Raw genomic sequence first — 23,697 nt, 5'->3', positions numbered from 1 at the left:
TCCCGGTCACTTCGGGGTGATGGTGAACGGTTTCGGGGTGAGACCGGCGACGCAACCGGTGTCGGGAGCGGTCGGATCGGCGAGGAACGAGGCCAGCACCCGCTGGGCGCAGGGCGATTGGGGAACCACCCAGTGTCCGATCCCGGGGACCAGGACGGAGGTGGAGCGGGACAGGGTGCGGGAGGCGTCCTTCGCGTAGCCCGCTCCCGTCTTCATGTCGAAGGACCCGGAGATGACGAGCGCGGGGACCGCGCTCACGGTGGCCACCCGGTGCTCGGCCGCCTGGCTCTCGACGTTCCACGTCCGGCAGACGTCGTACTGGAAGGGCAGCTGCGGCACCTGTGCCAGGACCGTTTCCGGCCACCCGGGGAAGGCCCGGCGGCCCGCGTCCAGCACGTCGGGCTCCGAGGTGCCGGGCACCCATTCGCTGCACGCCACCGACTGCGTCAGCCCGTGCGCGGTCTGGCCCACGGGCTGGACCGAGTCCTTGGCGCGGCCCTGCGCGAAGCGCTGCGGGTTCCCCCTGGCGAGCTCGTCGAGCGCCGCGGGGAGGTCGGCGGGCTTGACGTTGGAGCCGACCATCAGGTTCAGCAGGGCGCCTCCGTCGAGGACGACCTTCACCGGGTCTCCGCCGCCGGGCGGACGGGTGTTCAGCGTCAGGGGCCGCGCCTCCAGGATGCGCACCTGCTCGTCCAGGGTCCGGCGCAGGTCCGGGTAGCGGCTCTTGCAGCGGGGTTCGGCCGCGCACGCGTCGAAGATGCTGCCGGCCCCCTCGCGGGCGCTGCTCCAGCCCCACGGCAGGGCCGTGACCTGCGGAGGGCTGGGCGAGTCGAGGGCCACCGCGCGGATCCCGCGGGGGTGCGTACGCAGGTAGGTGAGGGCCAGGTTGGTGCCGTAGGAGTACCCGTAGACGTTCCACTGCGCGATGCCGAGGGCGGTGCGCAGGTCGGCGAAGTCCGCGGCGTTCTCCGCGCTGTTGTAGGCGTTCAGGTCGGTGCCGTCGGCCGTCAGGCGGTCCCGGCAGTCCTTCACCGCCTTCAGCACGAGCTGTTTCGCCGGGGCTGCGTCCCAGCCGTGGCCGACGGCCTTCTCGTTGGACCGGTCGATCTCCGGGCAGGCGAGGTTCGGCTGGTCGTAGAGGTTCCCGCGCTGCGCCATGACGATCAGTTCGCGGTCCTTGTTCAGACCGGAGTCGATGACGAAGGGGAGGTCGTCGAACGTGTCCCCGCCGGGACCGCCCGCCATGAACACCACGGGGTCCGGCGCGGGTTTCGCCGAGGCCGCCTCGATGCGCGCCACGGCCAGCTTGATGGTCCGGCCGCCGGGACGGGCCCGGTTCTCGGGGACTTCCAGGGTGCCGCACCGGGCCTTGGCCAGGGCGGCGACCGGCTCGGGCGTCTTCGGGCACGGGCCGGGCACGAACCGCGTCCCGGCCGCCGCGCCGGGCCGCACCGGTGCCGGGACAGCGCTGCCGCCCGCTGCCGGGCCGAGCGCCGACAGGCAGGCGAGGGCGGCCGCGGCGGCCGCCGCGTGGAGGGTGTGCTGCGCCATACGATCCCGCTCCTCGGCCGACATCCCCGAGCTGCCCGGCTGGGCGGCGCCCAGCGGTGCGGATCACACGCACACCACCGACGCTACCGTGCGGCCCGACCCCCCGCACGTCGGCCGGGGCGCTGCCGGCCGGGCCCCGGGCGGGGCGGCAGCGGCCGTGTCACAGGTCCTGGATGCGCGGGAACGGGTGCTCGGCCTCCAGCTGGAACGCGATCTCCAGCAGGGTCAGTTCAGCGCCGGGGCGGGCCGAGAACATGACGCCGACGGGCAGGCCCTCGCGCGTCGCGGTAGCGGAGGGCAGCGAGAGGGACGGTGTGCCGACGACGTTGTCGACCGGGGTGAACGCCACGTAGGCGAGGATCCGTTCGATCAGCGTCGGGTAGGGAACGGCCGGGCTGAGGTGGCCGACCGGCGGCGTGGTGTGGGCGAGCACCGGTGACAGCACGAGGTCGAGCCCTCGGAACGCGGCCGCGTACGCCTCCCTCGTGCGCTTCAGCCTGCGCAGCACGCCGGGGGTGCGCTGCCAGTTCTCCAGGTAGGTCTCGCGCAGCCCCCGGCTGAGGGAGTCCATGCGGCGCCGGTCGAAGTCCGCGCCGAGGGTGCGGCCGGTGGCGCCGAGGAGGAAGGACAGCATCCCCCAGTAGGTGAGGAAGTCGTCGGTGAAACCGGGGTCGATGGCCATCTCCACCGGCTCCACGGTGTGGCCGAGCCGCTGGAGCGCCGTCACGGTCCGCGTGACCGCCGCCCGGGTGGCGGTGTCGGAGCGGACGCCGTTCGGCGAGTCGAGCAGGAACCCGATGCGCAGCCGCTGCCCCGAGGGGCCTTCGGCCAGGCCCAGGGGCGGCAGCTTCGGGTTGCGCCAGTACGTCTCGGCGGCGGCGAGGAAGGCCGCGGCGTCTCGCACGGAGCGGCTCACGATGCCGTCGCAGACGAGGTCGAGCGGCAGTTGGCGGCTCTGGGCGTTCGCGACGAGGCGGCCGCGGGTCGGCTTGAGGCCGACGAGTCCGCAGCAGGCGGCGGGGATCCGGATGGAGCCGCCGCCGTCGTTGGCGTGGGCGACGGGCACCGCTCCGGCGGCGACGAGCGCCGCGCTGCCGCCCGACGAGCCGCCGGCGGAGTGGCCGGTGTGCCAGGGGTTGCGGACCGGCTCGGCGCCCTCGTACTCGGTGCTGGGGCTGAAGCCGAACTCGGGCAGCCTGGTCTTGCCCAGGACGGTGACCCCGCTGCTCAGGAACTGCCGGGCGAACGGCGCGTGCCGCCGCGCCGCCCTGGGACGGAAGGCCGCGCTGCCGTGGCCCGTGGGCAGCCCGCGGTAGTCGGTGTTGTCCTTGACGAAGGTCGGTACGCCGGCGAAGGCGCCCGCCGCCGCGGGGGCGGGGGCCGGGGCGTCGACGTGCCACTGGACCGCGTTGAGCCGTGCCTCGACGGCCCGTACCCGCTCCTGCGCGGCCCGGGCGGCCTCGGCGGCGGACACCTCTCGGCGCCGGATCGCCGCGGCGAGGCCGACGGCGTCGTGCTCCCCCAGGGCGTCGTCCCGGAACGCGTGCACCCTGGTCCGGCCGTCGAAAGTGGTTGCGTCGAAAGTGGTCACCGCTGTCCCGTCCCCCGCCGTGTGAGTGGTCGCCGCCATCATTGCCTACTGCGGAGTAACACGGGAGGGGGTGCGGGCACACGGACCCGCGGGCGCGGCGCGTCAGTCGGGGCCCTCACGGGCGGGCATGGCCGCGATGCACTCCGCGTCGATCCGGTCGGCGTAGGACATCAGGATCCCGGCCAGGCCGAGGGTCGTGCGCGGATCCAGAGCGGTCTCCCCCTCGTACACGGAGTGCAGCCACGCCCCCGCGAGGTGCCGCAGCAGGGCGGTGACCTCGTCGGCGGGGATCAGCACCTGGCCGCCCGGCAGGGAGATCAGGGGGACGGACGTGTTCACGGCGGCACCTCCTCGTCTCCTGGGCGGTCGGCGGGCCCGCGCACGGGCCCGGCGGACCTCAGCTGTCGGGTTCGGCGGCCGCGATGGCCGCGAGGGCGGATCCGGGGTCGCTCTCCACCGCGAGGTCACCCAGGGTGACGACGCCCACCAGCTCGCCCTCGTCGGTCTGCACGGGCAGGCGCCGCAGGACGTTGCGCCGCATGAGGGTGACGGCCTGGGTGACGTCGTCGCCGGGCTGGACGGTGAGCGGTTCGGTGCTGCAGATCGCGTGCACGGTCGTCTCGGCGGGGTCCCGGCCCTCGGCCATGCCCCGGATGACGAGGTCGCGGTCGGTCAGGATGCCGAGGAGCCGGCCCTCGTCGACGACGAGGACGTCCCCGATGTCGGCGTCCCGCATCACGCGCGCGGCTTCTGCCAGTGAGGTCAGCTTCTCGACGGTCACCGGATTCGCGGTCATCACCTCGTGGACGCGTCGGGTCATGACTCCTCCCGCTGCTGGAAGCGGTTGCTGCGGGGCGCCTACCCGCCCCGGCGTGCGGTACGCGCCCGCCCCGGCGGGGATCGGCACAGCGGTAGCTGGGGGAGCAAGATCCGGAAGAGGCGGCCTAGCCCAGGGCGGCCCGGGTGTCATCCCGGAATGTTCCGGATCCCCCGGCCGCAGCTCCGTTGCTACGTTCCCGAGCGCCAGTTCCGACGGCCGCGCCGGGCCCCTCAGCCGACCCGGTGACGCCCGTACCTTTCCGACCGGGAGGCCCCGTTGAGCGCGCAGCACCCCACCCGCAGGAGCATCCTCAAGTCCGCCGGCGGCCTTTCGGCGGCGATGGCCCTGGGAGCCGGGGGCGCCCTGGCCGCAGCGGCCCCGGCCTCGGCGGCCGGTGACGGCTTCGGCCTGCGCATCGTGGACCGCAACGAGAGCGACCCCCGGATGTGGTACTACCGGTTCGACACCGAGGCCATCGGCTGGGACCCGGCCGTGAACGTCCTGCTCCCGGACGACTACCACTGGAGCGGGCGCACCTATCCCGTGCTCTACCTCTTCCACGGCGGCGGGACGGACCAGGACTTCATCACCTTCGACCGCGAGCGCATCCGCGACTGGACGGCCGGCAAGCCGATCATCGTGGTGATGCCGGACGGCGGCCACGCGGGCTGGTACTCGAACCCCGTGAGTTCCAACGTCGGCCCGCGGAACTGGGAGACCTTCCACATCGCCCAGCTGCTGCCGTGGGTCGAGGCGAACTTCCGTACCTACGCCGAGTACGACGGGCGGGCGGTGGCCGGGTTCTCGATGGGCGGCTTCGGCGCGCTGAAGTACGCCGCCAAGTACTACGGCCACTTCGCGTCGGTCAGCGCCCACTCCGGCCCGGCCAGCCTGCGCCGCGACGGCGGCCTCGTGGGCCACTGGGCCAACGCCTCGGCGGCGGCCCTGGACCTGGGCGGCGGGACGATCTACGGCGCCCCCTTCTGGGACCAGGCCCGGGTGAGCGCCGACAACCCGGTGGAGCGCATCGAGAGCTACCGCAACAAGCGGGTCTTCCTGGTCGCGGGCACCAGCCCCGACCCGGTCAACTGGTTCGACACGGTCAACGAGACGCAGGTACTGGCCGGTCAGCGGGAGTTCCGGGCGCTCCTCGACCGCGCCGGGATCCCTCACGAGTCGTACGAGGTCCCCGGCGGCCACTTCGTCCGCCACGACCTGCTCCAGCGCGACATCGACGGCGTCATCGGCCGCCTGCGCAAAGCGTGACGGGGGAACCTCTCATGCTGCCCGTCTTCTCCGGACGCGCCCTGCGCGTCCTGCTCACGGCGGCCGCGGCCCTGCTGCCCGCGCTGGGAGCGGCCCCGGCGGCCACCGCCCGGACCGCCGCTCCCGCCGCGGCGTGCCCGGCCGCCGGCCCCGTCTCGCAGCACTACCACAGCGGCCACAACGGCGTGGACATCGCCAACGCGATCGGAACGCCGATCTACGCGGTGGGTGACGGCGAGGTGACCATCTCCGGGTACTCCGGGGACTACGGCCAGTGGATCCGCATCCAGCATCCCGACGGGAGGATCTCCGAGTACGGGCACATGTACCAGCGGGACGTGTCCGTCGGCGACCGCGTCGTGGCCGGCCAGCGGATCGCCCTGATGGGCCAGGAGGGCAACTCGACGGGGCCCCACCTCCACCTGCGGATCTGGGGTGACCCGTCCGCCTCGTACGGCATCGACCCGGAGCCCTACCTCGCCGAACGCGGCGTGGAGCTTCCGTGCACCCCCGGGACCGGCCCGCGCCCCGCCCCGCTGACGTATCCGGCGGAGTCGGGCCGGGTTGTCTCGGCGCGCTCCGCGGACGGCCGGCTGGAGGTCTTCGCGGCCGGGGCCGATGGTGTGCACCACGCCTGGCAGACGGGCGTCAACGGCGCCTGGTCGGAATGGGAGCCCCTCGGCGGCCCCGGCGGCGCCGAACTTGCGATCGGCCCCAACGCCGACGGCCGGCTGGAGATGTTCGCCCTCAACGGCACCACCTTCCAGCACCGCTACCAACTCTCACCCTCCGGCGGCTGGTCCGGCTGGGAAACCTTCGGAGGCGGCGGCAAGGACATCGCCGTCGGCGCCAACGCCGACGGCCGCCTCGAAGCCTTCGCCTCCGGACCCGCCGGCGTCTTCCACAAGTACCAGACGGCCCCCAACAGCGGCTGGTCCGAATGGGAACCCGCCCCGGGCGGCCCCGCCAACAGCCGCATCGAAATGGAAAAGGCGCCCGACGGACGCCTGGAAGTCTTCGCCCTCAACGGCGACACCTTCCAACACCTCTACCAGACCGCCCCCAACGGCACCTGGTCCACCTGGGACACCTTCGGCGGCGGAGGCCACGACCTCACCGTCGACCACAACCAGGACGGCCGCCTCGAAGTCTTCGCCTCCGGGCCCGTCGGCGTCTTCCACAAATACCAGACCGGCCCCTCCAGCTGGTCCGACTGGGAACCCACCGGAGGCCCCGCCGATTCCCAACTCACCAGTGGACGGTCGCCGGACGGCCGGGTCGAGGTCTTCGCCATCAACGGGACCACCGCACAACACCTCTGGCAGACCGGCGTCAACGCCCCCTACGGCCCGTGGGACACCTTCGGCGGCGGCGGCACCGAGATCACCGCGGCCGCGAACGCCGACGGACGCATCGAGGTGTTCGGCACGAGCAGCGCCGGCGTCCACCACAAATGGCAGACCGGCTTCTCCAGCTGGTCCGAGTGGGCCTGGCTGAGCAGCACCTCCGGCCCGCCCGTCACCTGACCCGGGGAGATCCGTGCATCCGATCAGCAGACGCCATCTGTTGCGGGGCGCCGCAGCGGGAGCGGGCGCGCTCGCTCTGCCGGGGTCCGGCAGAGCGGGAGCGGCCGGGTCCGCCGCCCACCAGTGGGTCGGTACGGCCACGCCGTTCGGCCACGCCTACGACCCCTCCACCGCCGGCCGGCATCGCTACCTCAACGACCACACCCTGATCAGGGCCGCCGGCCGGTGGCACCTGTTCGGCATCGTCGGCGACCGCGCGCGGCCGGGCGAGTCCCCGGACAGCGCGGCCGAGGTCTCCTTCGGCCACGCCTCCGCGCCCGACCTGTACGGGCCCTGGACCACGCACGCCGACGCGCTGACCGTGGACCCCGGCTACTTCGGCGAGGAGCACCTGTGGGCGCCGCACGTCATCGAGGCCGGCGGGAACCACTGGATGTTCTACGCCGCGGGCGGCAGGAGCGGGGCCGCGGTCAACCTGGCCGTCTCCACCGACCTGTTCACCTGGACCCGCGTGCCGTCCGGCCCGCTGTTCCGGGGGCTCGTGGCGCGTGATCCGATGGTGCTGCGCGTCGGCGGCGAGTGGGTCATGTACTACACCGAGCTCTCCGGCCCGCACGGCCGGCACGTCGTGTCCTTCCGGCGCTCCGCCGACCTGGTGCACTGGAGTGATCCGGGCACCGCGTTCGCCGACGCGAGCACCGACACGACGGTGTCGGTCACCGAGTCGCCGTTCGTCGTGGAGCGGGACGGCTGGTTCTACCTCTTCATCGGACCGCGGGGCGGCTACGACGGCACCGACGTGTTCGCGTCCCGCGACCCCTTCCGCTTCGACCTCGGCGGGTACGCGGGCCACGTGCCCGGTCATGCCGTCGAGGTGCTGTACGACGGCCGGGACTGGCTCGCCAGCGCGGCGGGCTGGTTCCGCCGGGGCCTGTACCTGGCGCCGCTGCACTGGCGGGACACACCGCCGCCCTGGCAGAGCCCGGACAACCCGGTCGCCGGTCAGGACGCGGACGGCCGCATGACGGTGTTCGCGCTCGACGCCGGGGACCGCGCGATGCTGCGGCGCGTCCAGCTCGACGCGGAGTCCGACACCTGGACGGAGTGGGAGTCCTTCGGCGGGCCGGCCGGGGCGGTTCCCGCGCTCGGCCGCACCCCCCGGGGCGGGCTGGAGGTGTTCTCCCTCGCCCCGGGCGGGGCCAACCTGCACCACCGGGTGCAGCGGACCGACGGCGGCTGGTACGACTGGGAGGAGTTCGGCGGCCCGGCGGGCGCCGCCCCGGCCGTGTCCGCGGGGGCCGACGGCCGGCTGGAGGCCCACGCGCCGGCTCCCGCGGGTGCCTCCCTCGCCCGGCGCCGGCAGAGCTCGCCCGGCGCGACGGCCTGGGAGGCGTGGGACGGTACCTTCGGCGGGCCGGTGGGCGCCCCGCCGGTCGTCGCCGCCAACGCCGACGGCCGGCTCGAGGTGTTCGCCCTCGCGCCCGGCGGCTCCGCGATCCACCACCGCTGGCAGGAGACTCCCGGCGGCGCCTGGTCGCCCTGGCAGGTCTTCGGTACGGCGGCCGGCTCGGCGCCGCGCGTGGCCCGCGACGGCAGCGGCAGGCTCACCGTCGCCGCGACCGCCCCGTCGGGCGTGGCCGTGTTCCACCGGCGGCAGACCGCACCGAGCGGCGGCTGGGGCGACTGGCAGCCGCTGTTCGGCTGGGCGGCCGCGGCCCCGACGCTCGTACCCGGTGCCGACGGCCGGCTCGAGGCCTTCGCCCTGTCCCCCGGCGGGGACCGGCTCGGCCACCGCCGGCACCTCGACCCGGGCGGAGCCTGGAGCACGGAGGAGGAGTTCGGCGAACCCGGCGTCGTGCTCGCCGGGACGCCCTCGGCCGCCGCCGACGCCGGCGGGCGGATCCACCTCTTCGCCGTGACCGCCGACGGCCGGATGCGCACCCGCGTACAGGAGCGGCCCGGTGGAGGCTGGCGTCCCTGGACCGCCTTCGGCGAGCGCCCGGTCGCACCGCAGCGCCCCGGGAGCCCCGCCTACTGAGTCGCGCCACCCGGCTGATTGGCTGATGTCACACGGTGCAGCCCCGCACGCAGCCGGTAACGTTCCCTGCGGTGACGTCCGTCAACACGTCGTACAGGGGGAACGGTGAGCGGCATAGTCGTCCATCTGCCGCAGGGCAGCGGCGGCGCGGCCGGCGGGGAACCGGGCGGTGCGGCCGTGACGTTACGCCTCGGCCCCGGGGAGGTCGCGCGGTTCGGACGCGGCTCCTCCCGCACGCCGGTGGAGCTGCGCCTCGCCGACGAGGCGATCTCCCGTCTGGCGGGGGAGATCCGGGTCACCGAGGACCACTGGCAGCTGACCAACCACAGCGCGGCCCAGAGCTACCTGGTGGAGAACCCGGAGGGGGCCGGCGAATACCTGCGGGTGCCGCCCCGACGGGCCGGGGCGCCCATCCCGTTCGAGTTCGCCCGGGTGGTGCTGCCCACGCGCCGCGGAACCACCGTCTCCTTCCAGGTGTTCGCCCCCGACCACGTCTACCTGGACCCGCGGGGCGCGGCCGGTCCGGGGGCGAGCCGTACGGTCACGGCGTACTCGCTGGACGAGACGGCCACCTACTTCCTGGTCCTCGTCGCGCTGTGCGAGCCCTGGCTGAGGGATCAGTCGCCGGTGTCGGTGCCGACCACTCCGCAGGTGGTGGAGCGGCTGCGGGCGCACCCGGCCTGCGGCAGGCTGACGGCGCGCGCGGTCAGCTCCCACATCGACTACCTGGCCGAGGAGAAGCTGCGGATCGAGGCTCCCGGCGTGCCCGAAGCCGGCCGCGGCGACCGCCGCAACGGCAAGCGGGACGCCGTCGTCGGGCTCGCCCTGAAGTTCGGCATCGTACGGGAGGAGCACCTGGCGCTGCTGCCGCCACGGGCCGAACCGGGCACGCGGGGGCGGTAGAGGTGACGCGGGTGCGCAGCCTGGACGCCTCCTGGGGCAGCGACCACACGGAACTGCTGCCCCCGGGCCACCGGGTGGGCGACTGGGTCGTGGCCGAGCCGATCGGGGCCGGCGGCTGGGCGACCGTCTACGCGGGACGGCCGGCCCGGGCGGGGGCGGGACCGGGCGAGGTGGCCCTGAAGGTGATGCCGACGGCGGGGCTCGCGCCGCGCCAGGCCCGGAGCGTGGCCGAATCCGCCCGCCGGGAGGTCGAACTCGGGCGCCGGGCGGGCCATCCCCGGCTCATCCGGCTGCTGGACACCGTCGTGCTCCGCGCCCCCGAGCACCCCCTGCTGGACGGTGCGATCGTGCTCGTCATGGAGCGGGCGGCGCGCAGTCTGCGGGACCTCCTCGACGCGGGAGTGGACGAGGCCGAGGGCGGCCGGCTGGTCACCGGGATCTGCGAGGGGCTCGCCCATCTGCACCGCAGCGGCTGGGTGCACGCCGACCTCAAGCCCGAGAACGTACTGATCGGCGACGACGGCTCGGTGAAGCTCTCGGACTTCGGGCTCGCCACGGAACTGACCGGTACGCACGGATACGCGCCGCCGATGGGCACCCTGGACTACCTGCCGCCCGAGCGCTGGAAGGCGCCGTTGGGCGAGCTCGGGGTGCAGGTCCGCCCCAGCGCCGACGTCTGGGCCCTCGGCATCGTGATCCACGAGGTGTTCACCTCCGGGGCCCCGCTGTTCCCGGGTGCCACGCCCATGGCGCGCGGGGCGGCGGTACAGGAGTACGCGGCCGGACGCGCGCCCCTGCGCATGGACGGCGGGGTTCCGCCGTTCTGGCGTGATCTGGCGGCGGACTGCCTGGCGCCGACCCACGCCGCTCGCGCCGAGCACACCGCCGAGAGCCTGCTCGCGCGCATCGCCGCCGGGCGGCAGGGGCAGCGGGAGGCCGCCCCTGCACGGCGTCCCGCGGGGCTGCGGCGGTGGACCCGGGCCGCCGTCCTCGCGGTCGCGGCGTGCGGTGCGGTGGGCGCCGCCGTGTGGTCCTACGCGGGGCGGCCGGGGACCCCGGGCACGGCCGACGGCTCCGGCGCGGGCCCTGCGCGGATCCGGGTGTTCAACGCCGAACGGGCCTGCCGGGAGCGCGCGGACCGGGACCCGCAGTGCAGTCTGGGCCTGGCGGTGGACCCGACGCGCCCCTACACGGCGGGGAACGTGGCGCCGGCCCGGGTGTGGCACGGCGACGTCCTCGAGGCGGACTGCCGGTTGACGCGCGGGGAGGTGGTCATCGACGAGTCGGACATGCGCTCCACCCACTGGTTCCGTGTCCGCCTGCCCGGTGCGGACGCCCGGGAGCGGGCCTGGCTGCCGGAGGTGCGGACGAAGGACCGTCCGGCGCTCCCCCGCTGCCCGGCCCCTGCGGCGGCGCGCTGACCGGACGGTGCGGCAGCTCGGGCGGGGCGCGGTGGCCGGAACCCGGCGCCCGACCGGGGTGGCCGCGAGGCCGCGCTCACGGCGGCCGCCGGGCGGCGGGTACGGTTCCGGCATGGACGTTTCCGCAACGAGTTCGAATGCCGGTCAGTCGGGCCCGGAGACCGGGGTCTTGGCCGCCGCGCGTCAGCTGCTGGCGAAGCTGGGCGCCGCCGGACTGTCCCCGGAAGCCGTGGCGCGCGAGAGCGGTCTCGCCGTCACCGACGTGCAGGCCGTCTTCCCGCACCGGGACGACCTGCTGACGGCCCTGGTCGTCGACGCCTACGACGCGTCGGGCGCCGCCATGGAGCGGGCCGACGCGGCCGCCGCGGCCGAGGGCGCCTCGGCGGGGGCGCGGCTGCTCGCGGCGACGCGGGCTCTGCGGCGGTGGTCGTTCGAGAACCCGGCCGAGTTCACGCTGATCTACGGCTCGCCCGTACCGGGGTACCACGCCCCGCAGGACACCGTCCCGCCCGCCTCGCGGACGCCCGCCGTGCTGGCCGGCATCATCCGGTCGGCGCTGGAGGCCGGTGAACTCACCCCGCCCCGGCGGACGCCGCCCGCGCGGCAGCTGCTCCTGCCCGCGGCCGTCGAAGCGTTCGGCGGGGTGCCGCAGGCTCCGTTCTCGGACATCATCGAGCGCGGCATCGTGCTGTGGAGCAACCTGATCGGCCTGCTGGTCTTCCAGGTCTTCAGCCGCACCCACGACAGCGTCGGCGACGAGGCCGCCTTCTTCGACTACGCCATCGCCGTGGCGGCCGAGGGCATCGGCCTCGAAGTCCCCCTGGCCGACCCCACCGACTGAACCGTCCGCCTCCGCGGCACGCGCAGAAAATCCAGGACGTGAACACCACCAGAACCCTCTGCTTCGTCATAGCGGCGCTGTCCTCGTACGCGGCGCTCGTCTACCGGCTGTGCCAGGCCCGGCGCAGCTGGAAGGACAGCGCCTACCGGGCGCTGATCACCACCCTCCTGCTCCAGTCCCTGACCTTCACGATGGGTGCCGTCGCCATGGGCGGCGGCAGCTTCCTCGGGGTCGGCAACCTCGCCATCCTCTGCATGCACCTGACGGCGGTGGCCTTCTGCGTGAGCTCGCAGATCATCCTGCTGAAGTGGGCGGACGCCGGCGAGGAGGCGGTCCGCAGGGCGCGCTGGTGGATGGTCACCGGTGTCGCGCTGGACGTGCTCCTGACGGCCCTGTTCCTGCTCGCGGACGGCCCGGGCCGGCCGGCCTCCGACTTCGACACCGGCAGCGGCCGGCCGCTGGTGCTGACGTACCTGCTGGCCTTCATCGTGTCGCAGGCCATCCCGTGCGTCACGATCTTCCGCCAGTGCGGCCCCTACGCCCGGATGACCGACAACGCCTCGCTGCGGCAGGCGCTGCGGATGCTCCGCGTCGCCGCGGTGGTCCTCTTCCTGTACTGCTCGGCGCGGACGGTCAACATCCTGACGGCGGCGGCCGGCGTCGACCTCGGGGTGTGGAAGCTCGCCTCGAACGTCTTCAGCGCGACGGGCATCGTGATCCTGTCGCTGAGCCTGACCAACTCCTCCTGGGGCCCCTCGGCCACCAGGCTGCTGGAGTGGGCGCGCCACTACCGGGCCTACCGGTCCCTCTACCCGCTCTGGCGCGACCTGTACGAGTCCTCCCCCGACATCGCGCTGGAGCCGCCGGGCGCCTCGGTCTCCGACCTGACCTACCGCCTGCACCGGCGGGTGGTGGAGATACGCGACGGATGGCGGGAACTGCGTCCGTACATCGACCGCAGCGCCCCCGGCACCGGGGTCCCGGGCAAGGAGGCCGGCGAGGAGTCGCGGCAGGCGTTCACGGAGGCGGCGCAGATCAAGCAGGCCCTGCTCGCCAAACGGGCCGGCACCGTCCCCCACGACAACAAGGACGCGGGCGATTTCGACGACCGCGACACCGACAACTTCACGGCGGAGGTGGCATGGCTCACCAAAGTCGCGGCCGCCTACAGTAAGCTCGGCACCGCGAGTTGAAGCTCCCGCCCGGTTTGCATCCCCCGTCAAACCGGGCGGGTGGCTCCCCCGTTGCCCCCCGTCTCCGCACGGGGCGGGACGGGCGGTCACCGCCCGGACTGGCCCGGCCCATCCCCCGAGGGCCGGGCCAGTCCGCTTTTCACCGGCTGCCAACCCACGAGCCCCCCGTGAGTCGAGTTAGCTGCCAGCTATCGGCGAGACCCAACGTTGGCGGAGTCCCGGCCAATTGTCAACTAACCGCTAATCTGTGAAACTGACGTATAGCCAAGGGCTATACCGAGGAGGTGACGGGAGGAAGGATCACCATGAACGAGACCGAGACCGGGGCCTGCGAACGGCCCCTGCTCGCAGTGCGCCTCGACGACCTCTTCAAGACCGTCCGCCCCAAGGGCAGACACTGGACCAACGCCGAGGTGGCGGAGGAGCTGAAGCGGGCCAATCCGGAACTCAAAGTCGGGGGCGTGTACCTGTCGCAGTTGCGGACGGGCAAGCGCTCCAACCCCTCGCCCGACCTCCTGGCGGCCCTCGCCCGTTTCTTCGGCGTCTCGGTCGCCTACTTCTTCGACGACAAGGTCGCCGAGTCCGTGCTCAGCCAGGTCGCCGCCATCGAGGCGCTGCGGCAGTCCGGGGTCCGCGCCGTGGCGATGCGGGCGGCGGGGATGAAGAAGGAGAACCTGGCGGCCATCACGGCCATCATGGACCAGTACCGGCAGTTGCAGGGCCTTCCCCCGGTCACCGACGCCGGCGAGCCCGGATGAAGGGCGTCTGGAAGGAGCGGGCCGCCGACCACGACCGCCGCAGCCGGCTCAGGAAGCTCCGGAAGGCCGGAGCCCGGCGGATCGCCGAACTCGGCCTCCCCGACACCACCGACGTGGCCGAGCTCTGCCGCCACCTCGGCGAGGTGCGCGGCCGCCCGATCATCCTGGTCCCGATGCAGATGCCCTCGTCGCACCCGTGCGGCATGTGGGTCGCCGCCCGCGACGAGGACCTGATCTTCTACGACGCCAACACGACCAGCGCGCATCAGGAGCACATCATCTTGCACGAGCTGGGTCACATCATCTGCTGCCACCGCGGGGCCGGCGGGCTGGACGAGGCGGCCGCCCGCCTCCTGTTCCCCGACCTCGACCCCGACATCGTGCGCGACATGCTCCTGCGCGCGACCTACGACGACGTCCAGGAGCAGGAGGCGGAGATCATCGCCTACCTGCTCTCCCAGCGGATGGGCGGCGCCGAGCAGCGCCACGGCCCGGCCCCGGACGCGGACGAGGACGGCCGCCCCGCCAAGAGCGACGCCACCCTCAGCCGGGTCGCACGCACCCTCATCTGAGGTGGCTTCACGTCCCGGCGGCCGCCACCTCCTCGGCCAGCAGGGCGACGGCCCGCCGGATGTCCTCCTCCCGGTGCGCGCTGGTGATGAAGAACCTCAGCCGCGACAGCCCCTCCTCCACGGCGGGGTGGAAGATGGGGTCGGCGACGACGCCCCGGTCGAAGAGGCCGCGCGCCACGCGCAGGGTCCGCGCCGAGTCCCCGAGGAGGCACGGCACGATCGGCGTGCCGGCGCTGGAGCCCGTCGCCAGGCCGGCCGAGGCGGCGAGCCCCAGGAAGAGCTCGGAGTTGCGTCTCAGCGCACGGACCCGGTCCGGTTCCGCGACGATCAGCTCGGTCGCGGCCAGCGCCGCGGCCGCGTTCGGCGGGGTCATGCCGACGCTGTAGACGAAGCCGGGGAGGGTGTGCCGCAGCCAGCGCACCATCCGGGCCGAGCCGCCGAGGTATCCGCCGCAGCCGGCGAAGGCCTTCGAGAGGGTGCCCATCCACAGGTCCACGTCGGAGCGGTCGACGCCGTAGAACTCCCCGACTCCACGGCCGCGTTCGCCCACGGTGCCGATGCTGTGCGCCTCGTCCACCATCAGCAGGGCGCCGTAGCGCTTCTTCAGCTCGATCACGGCGGGCAGGTCGACGAGGTCGCCGTCCATGCTGTACGCGCCCTCGACGGCGATCAGGACCCGCCGGAACCGGGACCGGTTGAGCCTCAGCATCTGCTCGAGCCGGCCCGTGTCGTTGTGGGCGAAGGGGCGCCGGGCCGCCCCGGACAGGGCACAGCCCTGGAGGATGCTGTCGTGGGCGAGGGCGTCGTGCACCACGAGGTCCCCCGGGCCGACGAGGTGGCCTATCGCGGTGACGTTGGTGGCGTGGCCGCTCACCAGCGTCAGGCAGTCCTCGACGCCGAGGAAGCCGGCCAGCGCCCGCTCCAGCCGGACGGTGAGGTCCCGTTCGCCGGAGAGGACCCGGCTCGCCGAGACGGAGGTCCCGTACCGGTCGACGGCCTCGTGCACGGCCTCGTTGACCGCCGGGTGCCCGGAGATGCCGAGGTAGTTGTAGCTGCCGAAGGACAGGTACGGGCGACCCCCGATCACCGTGGTGTCGGAGACCGTGCCCTCGTGGACGCGGAAGTACGGGGAGCCCGCACCGCGGGTGACCTCCTCCAGCCGCTCCTCGAAGCGGGTCACCTCGGGGAACGCGTCGACGCTCGCGGTGTCGGCGCCCCACTGCGGCGGCCCGGCCAGGGGAAACGATTCTTCGAGGGGTGCCGGCGCGGACTGCACCGGCGCGAGGCCCGGCGTCACGGCGTCGTCGCCGCCGGCCAGCACGATCAGGCGGCCGATGGTGAGGCCGGGCGTGAACAGCTCCTCGGCCCGGAAGCCGGGGACGCGCCTGCCGATGTTCACCTCCAGCTCCTGGAGCATCAGGGAGTCGAAGCCCAGGTCCTCCACGAGCGTCATCCGCGGGCTCAGGTCGGTGAGCGGGAAGACGCCGGCCCGCGACACCTCTTCGAGCACGACGGCCGCGACCGGACCGCCGTCGGACGGGACCGCGGCGGCCGCATCCGGCTGCCCCCACCCGTACGCGTCCCCGCGCGCGTCCGGGCCGGCGGCCTCCCGGGCCGACTCGTCCACGGCCCAGTGGCGGCGCGGCGCGAGCGGGCTCGGCGGCAGCGTGCACGGGGGGACGCGCTCCCCCCGCACCGCGCGCGGCTGCGCTCCGGGGTCGCCCGTACGGCCGGCTTCCACCTCCGCCGCCGCCCCGGCCAGCTTCGCGACGGCGTCGTCGGCGTCCTCCACCACCACCGCGAGGCGTTCCCCGAGCGGCGCCCGGCGGGCCAGGGTGTCCGCCACCGCGGCCGGCTCCGGCCGGTCCTCGGCGATGGTCCGGGCCAGCTCCCGTGCGTACCGGGCCAGCCCGGACCGGTCGCGGGCGCTGAGCACCAGTACGTGCGGTCCCTCCCCCGCCGAGACGGGGGCCGCTGCCGCGGCGTGCTCCTCCACCACCAGGTGCACCCCGGTCCCGCCGAACCCGAACGCGCTCACTCCGGCCCGCCGCGGCGCACCGGTCCGCGGCCACGGGACGGGCGCGGCGGGGACGGTCAGCCGTGCGGCGTCGAGGAGGGAGCCGTCGGCCGGCTCGAACTCCGGCTGGGGCGGCACCACTCCCCGGTGCACGGCCAGGACCGCCTTGATCAGTCCCGCCAGGCCGGCGGAGTTCAGCGAGTGCCCGACCACCGCCTTCACCGCGCCGAGGTAGGCGGGCCGGGCCCCTTCGCCGCGCAGTTCGCGCAGGACGTCGAGCTCGACGGGGTCGCCGACCGTGGTGCCGGTGCCGTGCGCCTCCAGGTAGTCCACCGCGTCCGGTGCCAGGCCCGCGTCCCGGTACGCCCGGCGCAGCGCACGCAGCTGACCGGCCGCCTGGGGGTGCATGCCGCCCTGCACGGTGCCGTCGTTGGCCGTTCCCACGCCCCGGATCACCGCGTAGACGCGGTCGCCGGCCGCGAGGGCGTCGGACAGGGGCCGCAGTACCAGCACCCCGGCGCCCTCTCCCAGCACGAAGCCGTCGGCCTTGGCGCCGAAGGGCAGGCACCTGCCGCTGCGCGAGATGGCGCCGATCCGGCAGAGCCCCACCAGCAGGTCGGGGGTGAGCACCATCTGGGCGCCGCCCGCGAGCGCGATGCGGGAGCGGCCCGCGCGCAGGGCGTGCACGGCGTTGGCGACGGCCATGAGGCCGCCGGAGCAGGCCGAGTCCAGGGCGTAGCTCTCGCCGTGCAGGTCGAAGACCGAGCTGATCGTGTTGGGCCCCATGTTGAGCAGGAGCCCCGCGGCGGAGGTGCCGTGCAGCCCCTCGACCGCGCGGACCGTCTCCCGCCACCGCGGGTCGGCCGCCCGGGCCCCGAACTCGCCGCCGGCCAGCTGGCGCATCCGGAGCTGCATGGTGCTGAGCTGGCGGTAGCCGCTCTCGGTGAGCGCCGTGATCACCGAGGTCTCCTCGCGGTCGAAGCCGTCGGCCTCCCACCCCGCGTCCTGAACGGCCTCGCGGGCGAGGTCGATCAGCAGCCGGTGCTGGGGGTCCATCGCCTTCGCGCGCCGGGGCGGGATGCCGTAGTGGGCGGCGTCGAAGCGGTCCACGTCCGGCAGCAGCGCCATGGTGTCGGTGTACGCCGCCGAGGTGTCGCGGAAGTCGTCGCTCAGGAACGCCGCCCTGCGCCAGCGCTCGTCGGGTACGGCGGTGAACTGCGGCTGCGGGTCCGTCAGCAGCCGCCAGTACTGGTTCACGTCGCGCGCCCCGGGGAAGCGGCACGCCATCCCGACGACAGCGATGTCATCGCGCGTCACAGGGGTCATCCGGTGGCTGCCAGCCGCTCGCGCCACCAGGCCACGGTCGCCTTCACCTGCTCGTCGACGGGGGTGGCCCGCACCGTGAACGCGGCTTCGTAGGCGCTCGCGTCGACAACGAACGGCCGGTCGAACTGGTAGCGGATCTCCTTCAGTTCGCGCAGCAGCGGGGAGAAGAGCGAACCCACGCCGAGGACGGCCCGGGGCAGTCCGCGCACCGGGACCGGGGCGGTTCCCGCCTCGGCGGCGAGCCGGCGGGTCATCTCCCGCACGGACAGCGCGGGTCCGGTCGGCGCGTGCCAGGGCCGGCCCCAGGCCCGCTCCTCCCCCGCGACCTCCACCAGGGCCCGGGCCACGTCGGGCAGGTAGGTCCAGCTGTGGGGGGCGTCCGGGTCGCCGAGGGTGGAGACCGGCTTGCCGCGCAGCAGCGGGGGCACCACGCGGGCGGCCAGGTGGCCGCCGTCGGTGACACCGGGTCCGAAGAAGTCCGAGGCCCGCACCTCGACGGCCTTGATGCGGCCCTGTGCGTGGAGGGCGTGCGCCCGCTCCCAGCCGGCCGCGCGCACCCGCCCCTTGGGGCCCGTCGCGGCGAGCGGCAGCTCCTCCGTCATGGGGGCGTCCACCGGGCCGTAGCCGTAGAGGTTGCCGAGCATGACCAGAACCGCCCCGGTGGCCTCGGCCGCGGCGCACACCGACGCGGTCAGCGGCGGCCATTGGGCCGCCCAGCGGTGGTAGGGCGGCGCCGCGCAGTGGTAGAGGGCGGCCGCGCCGCGCGCCACCTCGGTCAGCCGTTCGCCGTCCCTCGCGTCCAGTGCGACGTGTTCGATACCGGGCTCCGGGGCCCGGCCTGAGGCGGTGACGACCCTTACTGAATGGCCCCGTTCGACCAGCAGCCGCGCGGTGGCGGCCCCGGCGGGCCCAAAACCTATGACGACATGAGAGTTCACGGACGCACACTAGCGCGAGCGGTGTCCCCACCCGGCACGGTGCCCTTGGGTCGCACCGGTTCGTTTGGCCGGAACACGCCCTGGGAGCCGCGGCGTTCAGTCCGGCTTTGCGCTGCGGAACGCACGCCGGTAGGTGTCGGGCGGCACCCCGACGATCCGTTTGAACTGGCGCCGCAGCGTCGTGGCCGTACCCATGCCGGTGGCGGCGGCGACCGCCTCGACGGTCTGGTCGCCGGACTCCAGCAGCTCCTGGGCGCGGCGGACGCGCTGGGTCAGCAGCCACTGCAGGGGGGTCTGCCCGACCGTCGCCCGGAACTGCCGTCCGAGGTGGCGCGGGCTGGTGTTGGCCCGGCGCGCCATGTCGGCCACGGTCAGGGGCCGGTCCAGCCGCTGCCGGGCCCAGGCGAGGACGTGGGAGAGGGTGTGGTCGCCCGTGACCGGCACGGGCGTGGCGGCGAACTGCGCCTGGCCGCCCGGCCGGTGCGGCTGCACGACGAGGCGGCGGGCGACGGCGTTGGCGACGCCGGCGCCGTGGTCGAGGTGGACCACGTGCAGGCAGAGGTCCAGGGCGGCGGCCTTGCCGGCGGCCGTGAGCACGCTGCCGTTGTCCGTGTACAGCACGTCCGGGTCGACCTCGGCCCGCGGATGGCGTGCGCTCAGCTCGGCGGCATGGGCCCAGTGGGTGGTGGCCCGCCGGCCGTCCAGCAGGCCCGCCGCGCCGAGCACGAACGCCCCGGTGCACAGGGAGGCGACGCGGGCGCCCGAGGCGTGGGCGGCGCGTACGGCGTCGACCAGCTCCGCCGGCGGGGGTACGTCGATGTCCGCCAGCGCGGGCACGATCACCAGGTCGGCGCCGACCGCGCGCTCCAGGCCGTGGTCGGGCTCGACCGTGAAGGGCCCGGCCCGTACCGGCTCCGGCCCGCACAGCAGTACGTCGTACCAGCCCCGCACCGCCTCCCGCGGGGGGTTCCCGAAGATCTCGTGGGCCACGGCCAGCTCGAAGTGCAGCAGGTGACCGGCGGTCAGCAACGCGACGGTGGTCATGTCCGAAAGTGTACGGGTGGTGTCGTTCCGGACGCTCACGAACGGCCCCCGCCCGCGGCCACACTGGGCTCACCAGCACATCGAGAGCGGGGAAGACATGAGCAAGGACACTGCGGTCCTGGTGTACGGGGCGACCGGGCACACCGGCCGTTTCGTCGTCGCCGAACTGCGCCGGCGCGGCTTCGCACCGGTCGTCTCGGGCCGGGACGCGGCGCGGCTGGAGGCGCTCGCGGCGCGCTGGGGGGACGTGGTGGTGCGACCGGCGGCGGTGGACGACCCGGCCGCGCTGGACCGGGCCCTCGCGGGGACGGCCGCCGTCGTCAACTGCGCCGGTCCGTTCGCGGTGACGGCGGGACCGGTCGTGGAGGCCGCCCTGCGCGCGGGGATCCCGTACCTGGACGTCGCGGCGGAGATCGAGGCGAACGCGGCGATGTTCACGCAGTACGCCCGGGCGGCGCGGGAGGCCGGTACGCCGGTGGTGCCGGCGATGGCGTTCTTCGGCGGGCTGGGCGACCTGCTGGTCACCGCCGCGCTGGGCGGGCGGACCTCGGCGGACGTGGCGCACGTCGCGTACGGGCTGAGCAGCTGGCACCCCACGGCGGGCACGCGGGCCGCCGGGGCGGTGTCCCACGAGCGGCGCGGCGGCCGCCGGGTGCGCTTCGCGGACGGCGCGCTGCGCTACCACGACGAGGAGCCGGCGCTGCAGGAGTGGCACTTCCCGGAGCCGCTGGGGCGGCGCGAGGTGATCGCGGAGTTCACGATGGCCGACGTCGTGACCGTGCCGAGCCACCTGGCCGTGCCCGAGGTCCGGACCTACATGGCCGTGGAGGCCGCGCGGGACCTGGCCGGGGCGGACACCCCGGCGCCGGAGGCGGCCGACGCGCTGGGGCGCTCGGACCAGACGTTCGTGGTGGACGTCGTGGTCGGCGCGCAGGGGGGCGAGCGGCGCGCCACCGCCCGCGGCCGGGACATCTACGCGGTGACGGCGCCGCTGGTGGCCGAGGCCCTCGAACGGGTCCTGACGGGGCGGACGCGCACGACGGGTGTGGCCTCCGCGGGCGCGATGTTCGACGCGGCCGACTTCCTCGGGGCACTGGCCCCGCACGTGTCGGTGGAGATCCCGCACTGATCCCCGACGGGTGCCCGGCGGCCCCCGCGGGAACCGGCCGTGATACGGATCAGGAATCGAGAAGCGCCGGGGGCCCACCCCGCATAGCGTGGCGGCCTGACGGTGCCGGATCGAACGACGGAGACACGAAGAGCATGCCCAAAGGGACGGACACGCGGCCGCCCGCGCCGCACATCGCCGACAGCCACGGGCTCATCCGCGTCCACGGCGCGCGGGTGAACAACCTCAAGGACGTCAGCATCGAGATCCCCAAGCGCCGGCTGACGGTCTTCACCGGCGTCTCGGGGTCGGGCAAGAGCTCGCTGGTGTTCGACACGATCGCCGCGGAGTCCCAGCGGATGATCAACGAGACCTACAGCGCCTTCGTACAGGGCTTCATGCCCACGCAGGCGCGGCCCGACGCCGACGTACTGGAGGGCCTGACGACGGCGATCATCGTCGACCAGCAGCGGATGGGCGCCGACCCGCGCTCCACCGTCGGCACCGCCACCGACGCCAACGCGATGCTGCGCATCCTCTTCAGCCGCCTCGGCGAGCCCCACATCGGTCCGCCCGGCGCCTACGCCTTCAACGTCCCCTCGGTCCGGGCGAGCGGGGCGATCACCGTCGAGAAGGGCTCCAAGAAGACGGTGAAGGCGACCTTCAACCGCACGGGCGGCATGTGTCCGCGCTGCGAGGGCCGCGGCTCCGTATCCGACATCGACCTCACCCAGCTCTACGACGACTCCAAGTCCCTCAACGAGGGTGCGCTCACCATCCCCGGCTACAGCATGGACGGCTGGTACGGCCGGATCTTCGGCGGCTGCGGCTTCTTCGACCCGGACAAGCCGATCCGCGAGTTCACCGAGAGGGAGCTGGCCGACCTCCTGCACAAGGAGCCGACCAAGATCAAGGTCGACGGCGTCAACCTCACCTACGAGGGCCTGATCCCGAAGATCCAGAAGTCCATGCTGTCCAAGGACGTCGACGCGCTCCAGCCGCACATCCGGGCCTTCGTGGAACGGGCGACGACCTCCGCCACCTGTCCGGAGTGCGCGGGGACCCGGCTCACCGCCGAAGCCCGGTCGTCGAAGATCGGGCGGATCAGCATCGCCGACGCCTGCGCCCTGCAGATCAGCGACCTGGCCGCATGGGTCCGCGGCCTGGACGAGCCCTCGGTGGCGCCGCTGCTCGACAAGCTCCGGCACACCCTGGACTCCTTCGTGGAGATCGGGCTGGGCTACCTCGCGCTCGACCGCCCGGCGGGCACGCTGTCCGGCGGCGAGGCGCAGCGCGTCAAGATGATCCGCCACCTCGGCTCGTCGCTCACCGACGTCACCTACGTCTTCGACGAGCCCACCACGGGCCTGCACCCCCACGACATCCAGCGGATGAACGGCCTGCTGCTGCGGTTGCGGGACAAGGGCAACACCGTGCTCGTCGTGGAGCACAAGCCGCAGACGATCGCGATCGCCGACCACGTCGTGGACCTCGGCCCCGGGGCGGGCACGGCCGGCGGCACCGTCTGCTTCGAGGGCACCGTGGAGGAGCTGCGCGCCGCGGGCACCGTCACCGGCCGCCACCTCGGCGACCGCACCGGCCTGAAGAAGACCGTACGGACGCCCTCCGGCGCCCTGGAGATCCGCGGGGCGGACACGCACAACCTGCGCGGGGTCGACGTGGACGTCCCGCTCGGGGTGCTGGTGGTGGTCACCGGTGTCGCCGGCTCCGGCAAGAGCTCGCTCGTGTACGGGTCGATCCCCGCGGAGGAAGGCGTGGTCCGCGTCGACCAGGGCGCCATCCGCGGGTCCCGGCGGAGCAACCCGGCGACGTACACGGGACTGCTCGACCCGATCCGTTCGGCGTTCGCCAAGGCCAACGGCGTGAAGCCGGCCCTGTTCAGCGCCAATTCGGAGGGGGCCTGCCCGGGCTGCAACGGCGCCGGGGTCGTCTTCACGGACCTGGGCATGATGGCGGGCGTCTCCAGCACGTGCGAGGACTGCGAGGGCAAGCGCTACCAGGCGGCCGTGCTCGACTACCGCCTCGCGGGCCGCGACATCAGCGAGGTGCTGGCGATGCCGGTGCGCGAGGCCGAGGAGTTCTTCGGGTCCGGCGAGGCGCGCCTGCCGGCCGCGCACCGCATCCTCGGCCGGCTCTCCGACGTCGGACTGGGCTACCTGACCCTCGGCCAGCCGCTCACCACCCTGTCCGGCGGCGAGCGGCAGCGGCTGAAGCTGGCCACCCACATGGCCGACAAGGGCGGGACCTACGTCCTGGACGAGCCGACCACCGGCCTGCACCTGGCCGACGTCGAGCAGCTGCTCGGCCTGCTGGACCGGCTGGTCGACTCCGGCAAGTCGGTCATCGTCGTCGAACACCACCCGGCGGTCATGGCCCACGCCGACTGGATCATCGACCTCGGGCCGGGCGCCGGCCACGACGGCGGCCGGATCGTCTTCGAGGGCACGCCCGCCGCCCTCGTCGCCGCCGGGTCCACGCTCACCGCCGAGCACCTCGTGGCCTACACCGGCGCGTGACCGGGGCTCCCCCGAGACGGCACAGGGGCCGTCCGGTCCCCGGTATCCCCACACCGGGCGGCCGGACGGCCCCTGCTGTGCGACGGGAACGGCGCGCACTCCCGGCGCCCCGGTCCGTACCCCCACGGTGGGACCGTGCTCCGGTCGGCGTGCCGCCGGCCGTCGTCCGGCTCCGTCGCATCACCAGTCTGTGCCCGGCCGACTCCCCAGGGGGTACTTCCTGACGTGCCCCTTGCACATGCAGACC

Annotated in this window: 18 protein-coding genes; 11 read left to right on the top strand and 7 right to left on the bottom strand. The window is 74.1% G+C overall.

Translation table 11 applies throughout. From position 1 onward, the window contains the following. Positions 1–6 precede the first annotated feature (6 nt). The 4 genes from ACZ501_RS15575 to ACZ501_RS15560 form a co-directional block, all read right to left on the bottom strand. Positions 7–1,551 (bottom strand): alpha/beta hydrolase, encoded by a 1,545-nt coding sequence (locus ACZ501_RS15575; RefSeq protein ID WP_468795751.1) that lies wholly within the window; start codon positions 1,549–1,551, stop codon positions 7–9. Positions 1,552–1,711: 160 nt separating this feature from the next. Then, positions 1,712–3,184, bottom strand: a complete 1,473-nt coding sequence (locus ACZ501_RS15570) for an amidase (RefSeq protein ID WP_468795748.1) — start codon at positions 3,182–3,184, stop codon at positions 1,712–1,714. A gap of 60 nt (positions 3,185–3,244) precedes the next feature. Next, positions 3,245–3,481 carry a DUF6213 family protein gene (locus ACZ501_RS15565; protein ID WP_468795745.1) on the bottom strand — a complete coding sequence of 79 codons (237 nt, stop codon included), beginning with the start codon at positions 3,479–3,481 and terminating at the stop codon, positions 3,245–3,247. 58 nt (positions 3,482–3,539) lie between these two features. Next, complete coding sequence (locus tag ACZ501_RS15560) at positions 3,540–3,962, bottom strand: CBS domain-containing protein (RefSeq protein WP_468795742.1); 423 nt, start codon at positions 3,960–3,962, stop codon at positions 3,540–3,542. Positions 3,963–4,238: 276 nt separating this feature from the next. On the opposite strand from ACZ501_RS15560, the gene ACZ501_RS15555 reads away from it, so the two are divergent. The 9 genes from ACZ501_RS15555 to ACZ501_RS15515 all read left to right on the top strand — a co-directional run bounded on the left by ACZ501_RS15555 (position 4,239) and on the right by ACZ501_RS15515 (position 14,480). Further along, positions 4,239–5,228, top strand: coding sequence for an alpha/beta hydrolase (locus tag ACZ501_RS15555; RefSeq protein ID WP_361610000.1), 990 nt, complete (start codon positions 4,239–4,241; stop codon positions 5,226–5,228). A 14-nt stretch (positions 5,229–5,242) separates the two neighbouring features. Beyond that, positions 5,243–6,754: a DUF8189 domain-containing protein gene (locus ACZ501_RS15550; RefSeq protein WP_468795739.1), complete on the top strand. Its 1,512-nt coding sequence runs from the start codon at positions 5,243–5,245 to the stop codon at positions 6,752–6,754. A gap of 13 nt (positions 6,755–6,767) precedes the next feature. Beyond that, positions 6,768–8,792, top strand: a complete 2,025-nt coding sequence (locus tag ACZ501_RS15545) for a DUF8189 domain-containing protein (protein ID WP_468795736.1) — start codon at positions 6,768–6,770, stop codon at positions 8,790–8,792. Between the two features lie 105 nt (positions 8,793–8,897). After that, positions 8,898–9,695: a serine/threonine protein kinase gene (locus tag ACZ501_RS15540; protein WP_362462247.1), complete on the top strand. Its 798-nt coding sequence runs from the start codon at positions 8,898–8,900 to the stop codon at positions 9,693–9,695. Positions 9,696–9,697: 2 nt separating this feature from the next. Further along, positions 9,698–11,116, top strand: coding sequence for a serine/threonine-protein kinase (locus tag ACZ501_RS15535; protein ID WP_468795733.1), 1,419 nt, complete (start codon positions 9,698–9,700; stop codon positions 11,114–11,116). Between the two features lie 112 nt (positions 11,117–11,228). Then, a complete protein-coding gene (locus tag ACZ501_RS15530) occupies positions 11,229–11,957 on the top strand; it encodes a TetR/AcrR family transcriptional regulator (protein ID WP_468795730.1) in 729 nt (242 codons plus the stop codon). A 38-nt stretch (positions 11,958–11,995) separates the two neighbouring features. After that, positions 11,996–13,150, top strand: a complete 1,155-nt coding sequence (locus ACZ501_RS15525; protein WP_468795727.1) for an MAB_1171c family putative transporter — start codon at positions 11,996–11,998, stop codon at positions 13,148–13,150. Positions 13,151–13,455: 305 nt separating this feature from the next. Further along, entirely contained in the window at positions 13,456–13,908 is a 453-nt protein-coding gene (locus ACZ501_RS15520) for a helix-turn-helix domain-containing protein (RefSeq protein WP_361609143.1), read from the top strand. After that, positions 13,905–14,480, top strand: a complete 576-nt coding sequence (locus tag ACZ501_RS15515) for an ImmA/IrrE family metallo-endopeptidase (RefSeq protein ID WP_468795724.1) — start codon at positions 13,905–13,907, stop codon at positions 14,478–14,480. Before ACZ501_RS15520 ends, ACZ501_RS15515 begins: the two co-directional genes overlap by 4 nt. Before the next feature lie 7 nt (positions 14,481–14,487). Here ACZ501_RS15515 and ACZ501_RS15510 read toward each other — a convergent pair whose 3' ends face one another. The 3 genes from ACZ501_RS15510 to ACZ501_RS15500 all read right to left on the bottom strand — a co-directional run bounded on the left by ACZ501_RS15510 (position 14,488) and on the right by ACZ501_RS15500 (position 19,805). Continuing rightward, positions 14,488–17,823: an aminotransferase class I/II-fold pyridoxal phosphate-dependent enzyme gene (locus ACZ501_RS15510; RefSeq protein WP_468795721.1), complete on the bottom strand. Its 3,336-nt coding sequence runs from the start codon at positions 17,821–17,823 to the stop codon at positions 14,488–14,490. After that, the gene (locus ACZ501_RS15505) at positions 17,820–18,761 is read right to left on the bottom strand and encodes an NAD-dependent epimerase/dehydratase family protein (protein WP_361608542.1); all 942 of its coding nucleotides are present in this window, start codon (positions 18,759–18,761) and stop codon (positions 17,820–17,822) included. The genes ACZ501_RS15510 and ACZ501_RS15505 overlap by 4 nt, the downstream gene beginning before the upstream one ends. Positions 18,762–18,857: 96 nt before the next feature. Beyond that, positions 18,858–19,805: a GlxA family transcriptional regulator gene (locus ACZ501_RS15500; protein ID WP_468795718.1), complete on the bottom strand. Its 948-nt coding sequence runs from the start codon at positions 19,803–19,805 to the stop codon at positions 18,858–18,860. A gap of 97 nt (positions 19,806–19,902) precedes the next feature. Between ACZ501_RS15500 and ACZ501_RS15495 the strand changes: the two genes are divergently transcribed. Next, positions 19,903–20,934: a saccharopine dehydrogenase NADP-binding domain-containing protein gene (locus ACZ501_RS15495; protein WP_361608546.1), complete on the top strand. Its 1,032-nt coding sequence runs from the start codon at positions 19,903–19,905 to the stop codon at positions 20,932–20,934. 134 nt (positions 20,935–21,068) lie between these two features. Beyond that, positions 21,069–23,450, top strand: coding sequence for an ATP-binding cassette domain-containing protein (locus tag ACZ501_RS15490; RefSeq protein ID WP_468795715.1), 2,382 nt, complete (start codon positions 21,069–21,071; stop codon positions 23,448–23,450). The last annotated feature ends 247 nt before the right edge of the window (positions 23,451–23,697 follow it).

The organism is Streptomyces sp. NPDC034085, from assembly GCF_055575555.1.
Note: the sequence above shows the minus strand (reverse complement) of the source record. Positions and strands in the feature narration are given on the sequence as shown.

Bases quoted from the DNA above. Each gene is read 5' to 3' on its own strand.
- ACZ501_RS15575 (WP_468795751.1), bottom strand. From the start codon at position 1,551: ATGGCGCAGCACACCCTCCACGCGGCGGCCGCCGCGGCCGCCCTCGCC.
- ACZ501_RS15570 (WP_468795748.1), bottom strand. From the start codon at position 3,184: ATGATGGCGGCGACCACTCACACGGCGGGGGACGGGACAGCGGTGACC.
- ACZ501_RS15560 (WP_468795742.1), bottom strand. From the start codon at position 3,962: ATGACCCGACGCGTCCACGAGGTGATGACCGCGAATCCGGTGACCGTC.
- ACZ501_RS15550 (WP_468795739.1), top strand. From the start codon at position 5,243: ATGCTGCCCGTCTTCTCCGGACGCGCCCTGCGCGTCCTGCTCACGGCG.
- ACZ501_RS15530 (WP_468795730.1), top strand. From the start codon at position 11,229: ATGGACGTTTCCGCAACGAGTTCGAATGCCGGTCAGTCGGGCCCGGAG.
- ACZ501_RS15520 (WP_361609143.1), top strand. From the start codon at position 13,456: ATGAACGAGACCGAGACCGGGGCCTGCGAACGGCCCCTGCTCGCAGTG.
- ACZ501_RS15515 (WP_468795724.1), top strand. From the start codon at position 13,905: ATGAAGGGCGTCTGGAAGGAGCGGGCCGCCGACCACGACCGCCGCAGC.
- ACZ501_RS15510 (WP_468795721.1), bottom strand. From the start codon at position 17,823: ATGACCCCTGTGACGCGCGATGACATCGCTGTCGTCGGGATGGCGTGC.
- ACZ501_RS15500 (WP_468795718.1), bottom strand. From the start codon at position 19,805: ATGACCACCGTCGCGTTGCTGACCGCCGGTCACCTGCTGCACTTCGAG.
- ACZ501_RS15495 (WP_361608546.1), top strand. From the start codon at position 19,903: ATGAGCAAGGACACTGCGGTCCTGGTGTACGGGGCGACCGGGCACACC.
- ACZ501_RS15490 (WP_468795715.1), top strand. From the start codon at position 21,069: ATGCCCAAAGGGACGGACACGCGGCCGCCCGCGCCGCACATCGCCGAC.